Annotated in this window: 5 protein-coding genes; 1 reads left to right on the forward strand and 4 read right to left on the reverse strand. The window is 68.7% G+C overall.

Features of this window, described 5'->3' with window-relative positions; translation table 11 throughout:
• The first annotated feature begins 141 nt into the window (after positions 1-141).
• Positions 142-552 (forward strand): nuclear transport factor 2 family protein, encoded by a 411-nt coding sequence (locus tag ACFVJS_RS27330; protein ID WP_378886691.1) that lies wholly within the window; start codon positions 142-144, stop codon positions 550-552.
• A gap of 27 nt (positions 553-579) precedes the next feature.
• Here the strand turns inward: ACFVJS_RS27330 and ACFVJS_RS27335 are convergent, their stop codons facing one another.
• The 4 genes from ACFVJS_RS27335 to ACFVJS_RS27350 all read right to left on the reverse strand — a co-directional run bounded on the left by ACFVJS_RS27335 (position 580) and on the right by ACFVJS_RS27350 (position 2,659).
• The gene (locus ACFVJS_RS27335; protein WP_378886692.1) at positions 580-1,017 is read right to left on the reverse strand and encodes a hypothetical protein; all 438 of its coding nucleotides are present in this window, start codon (positions 1,015-1,017) and stop codon (positions 580-582) included.
• Positions 1,018-1,079: 62 nt separating this feature from the next.
• Positions 1,080-1,271 carry a hypothetical protein gene (locus tag ACFVJS_RS27340; protein WP_378886693.1) on the reverse strand — a complete coding sequence of 64 codons (192 nt, stop codon included), beginning with the start codon at positions 1,269-1,271 and terminating at the stop codon, positions 1,080-1,082.
• A gap of 43 nt (positions 1,272-1,314) precedes the next feature.
• The gene (locus ACFVJS_RS27345) at positions 1,315-1,836 is read right to left on the reverse strand and encodes a hypothetical protein (RefSeq protein WP_378886694.1); all 522 of its coding nucleotides are present in this window, start codon (positions 1,834-1,836) and stop codon (positions 1,315-1,317) included.
• A complete protein-coding gene (locus ACFVJS_RS27350) occupies positions 1,829-2,659 on the reverse strand; it encodes an alpha/beta fold hydrolase (RefSeq protein WP_378886695.1) in 831 nt (276 codons plus the stop codon). Before ACFVJS_RS27350 ends, ACFVJS_RS27345 begins: the two co-directional genes overlap by 8 nt.
• Positions 2,660-2,861 lie beyond the last annotated feature (202 nt).

A 2,861-nucleotide genomic window follows, 5' to 3' on the forward strand; every position in this document is an offset into this window, starting at 1 on the left:
CTCCTCTGCAGCCATCACCACCACCGCGCCCACGACCCCACCTTCACCCACGAACGACTACCCAACGGCGACATCCGCTTCACCCGACGCACCTAGACCACCGCCCGGTCTAGGGTGTCTCTCGATTCCCCAGGAGGAGAGATGGGCAGCACAGCCGAGAACAAGCAGCTCCTGCGCGAGGCGTTCGGCGCCTGGGCTGTCGGCGACATCCGTCCACTGCTCGCCGCCATGGGCGACGACGTGGTTTGGACGGTCAGCGGACACAACAGCTGGGCGGGCAGCTTCACCGGCAAGGACGCCGTACGCCGCGACCTGCTCGGACCATTGGGGGCGCAGTTTGCCGACACATACACGAACACAGCAAGACGGTTCGTCGCCGAGGACGACATCATCGTGGTCGAGGCGGAGGGCCGCGTGACGACGAAGGCTGGCCTGCGCTACGACAACAAGTACTGCTTCGTGTTTCGATTCGAGGATGGCCGAATCCGCGAGATCACCGAATACATGGACACTCAGCTGGTCGCGGAAGTTCTGAACAGCCCGCCCCGCTAGCCGCTCGACCACTCCTGTCATCGTGCGTCAGCCTCCGACGCACTCGTCGTTGTCGCCGCCGGAGTAGCAGGGCGGGGCGCCGTAGCCGTCCTGGTCGCGTTCCGGCGCCGGCGGGTCGACCGCCCCGGGGATGTAGCAGAGCACGAGGATCGCGGCTCCGCCGACGACCAGCAGCGCCTGCCAGATCGACCCGAGAACTCGACGGCGGCGGTTGAGGAGGTGAGTCACCACACCTGCCACCAGGGCGAGGATCGCGATCGCGCCCCAGACCCGGTACGCCGCCACGTTCGCAGGCAGCACCTGCGGCTGGTCACCGAAGAAGACCAGGTAGACGTCGAGCCAGTTGAACACCAGGTTCCCGATCGCGACGAGTGCCACCCCCGACGCGAGAACAGTGGCGACAGGAGTCCAGGGCACCCGACGGAGGCGCCTCGGTGTCAGGATCGGCCGGTCGAAATCGAGCATCCGACGAGTCTGGCGGCCCCGGAGCGCGACGTGATGAGCCTGCGTACTCAACTCCTTGACCTTCAGGCCGGACTCCGCCGGTCGAACCCCAGCGGGCGCAGGAGCACGACGCGAGCCTGCAGGTTGCCGGGTTCTACCCGAGTTTGCACCTCAACATCGCCGACGGCCTCCGTCGGCTGGGCGCCTTCGCGGCGGCTGATGAACACATCGGCAAGGCCGAGGAGCATGCCGCGGCGCTTCCGTCTGGAGCGCACGGCGACATGATCCGTGGGGCGATCCAAGGTGTCGGCGAAGCGATCATGGCTCGTGACACCGCGCCCCGGCCGACGTCTCCGACCGCCGAGGGGACCGAGTAGGGACTCCGGCTGCGAGCCAGACCGATGCGGCTCCCGCGACCGCCATGATCGCCGGCCAGAACCACCACGGAACCGAACCCGGCAGCAGCTGACCGATACCGAGGAACCCGGCCACGGCGAGCGGCAGCGCGATCAGGACGGCCAGCCAGGCACGCACGAACCCGGATGCGCCGAGTGCCAGACCCATGGTCGCCAACGGCATCACCACCACGACGGTGAACAGCACGACGGCGGCCAGGAAGACCGCAGCAAGCACCGCCCCCAGCGCCCCGAAACCGCCCGCGAGCGCGTCGCCCACCGCGGATCCGGTGGCTGCCTCCTCCACCTCGATGAAGCGACCGAAGAAGGTGACCGCCGGGGAGAACAGCATGTTCATCAGCCCGATCCCCGCCAACGCTCCGGCCGCGGCGGTGACACCACCCACCACCGCATGGCGCGCCACCCGACGTGGACCGTCACTCACGCCGATCCGCCTTCGCGATGGTCGAGAGGATCGCGTCGGCAGCTGCCTGGGGCGCCTTGGTGGGGATCCAGTGGCTCACGCCCGTGAGCTCGATGAACTCGTAGGTGCCGGTCACGGAGTTCTCGTTGCCCTCCAGTGCGGTGCGGCCGATGGCGACATCGCGGTCGCTCCAGAGCATGGTCGTCGGGACCGAGACCCGGCCGACGCGCGGAGCGAGGAAGAGGGCGCGATACCAGCCGAGGCCACCCGGGAGCGCGCCGTAGTCGACGATCTCCTCGCGGAAGCGCTCGATGTCCTCGTCGTTCCAGCCGCTCCCCCGCATCATCCGCTCCATGCGGCCGTCGCGCCCGGAGACCAACTCGGGGACGAAGGGAATGTTGAAGAAGGCGATGTAGGCGGACTTACGTCGCTGCGGGCCCTTCATCGACCGCGCGAAGGGGACCGGGTGCGGCACCGACATCGCGGTCCAGCTCCGGACCAGGTCGGGCCGCTTGGCCGCGACGCCCCAGCCGACCGCGCTCCCCCAGTCGTGACCGGCCAGGTACACCGGGCGGCCGATCTCGTCGATCAGCGCCACCACGTCCTCGACCAGCTGGCCGGCTCCGTAGCCGAGCCGCGTACGCGGCCGGGCACCCGGCGAGTAGCCGCGCTGGTCCGGGGCGATCGTGCGGAAGCCCGCTTCGTGGAGGATCGGCGACACCTCGCGCCAGCAGGTCGCCCGCTCCGGGAAACCGTGCAGGAGCACGACCGGATCGCCGTCGGCGGGGCCCGAGTCGATCACGTCGAAGGTGAGTCCGTCACGTACGTAGCTCGAGATCGTCACGCGTCCATCCTGTCAGGAGCTCCCCTCCATCGTGGCCGGTTGCGGTGTGCGCTAGCGGCGCCGGCGAAAAGGCTGTGCAATAGTGCGCCGATGTAAGGCGGGTAGGTGCATGGGATACGAGAGAGGCGCCGGCTCGACCTTGACCTGGTTGCCGATGACCTTGGTCAGCGGCGCGTCGTAGATGCAGGACGCCGGGTCGGTG

This window comes from Nocardioides sp. NPDC057772, from assembly GCF_042798075.1.
Taxonomy (GTDB): Bacteria; Actinomycetota; Actinomycetes; order Propionibacteriales; family Nocardioidaceae; genus Nocardioides.

What these genes read in the sequence shown, in the direction of transcription:
- ACFVJS_RS27330 (WP_378886691.1), top strand. Translation starts at nt 142, where the DNA reads ATGGGCAGCACAGCCGAGAACAAGCAGCTCCTGCGCGAGGCGTTCGGC.
- ACFVJS_RS27335 (WP_378886692.1), bottom strand. Translation starts at nt 1,017, where the DNA reads ATGCTCGATTTCGACCGGCCGATCCTGACACCGAGGCGCCTCCGTCGG.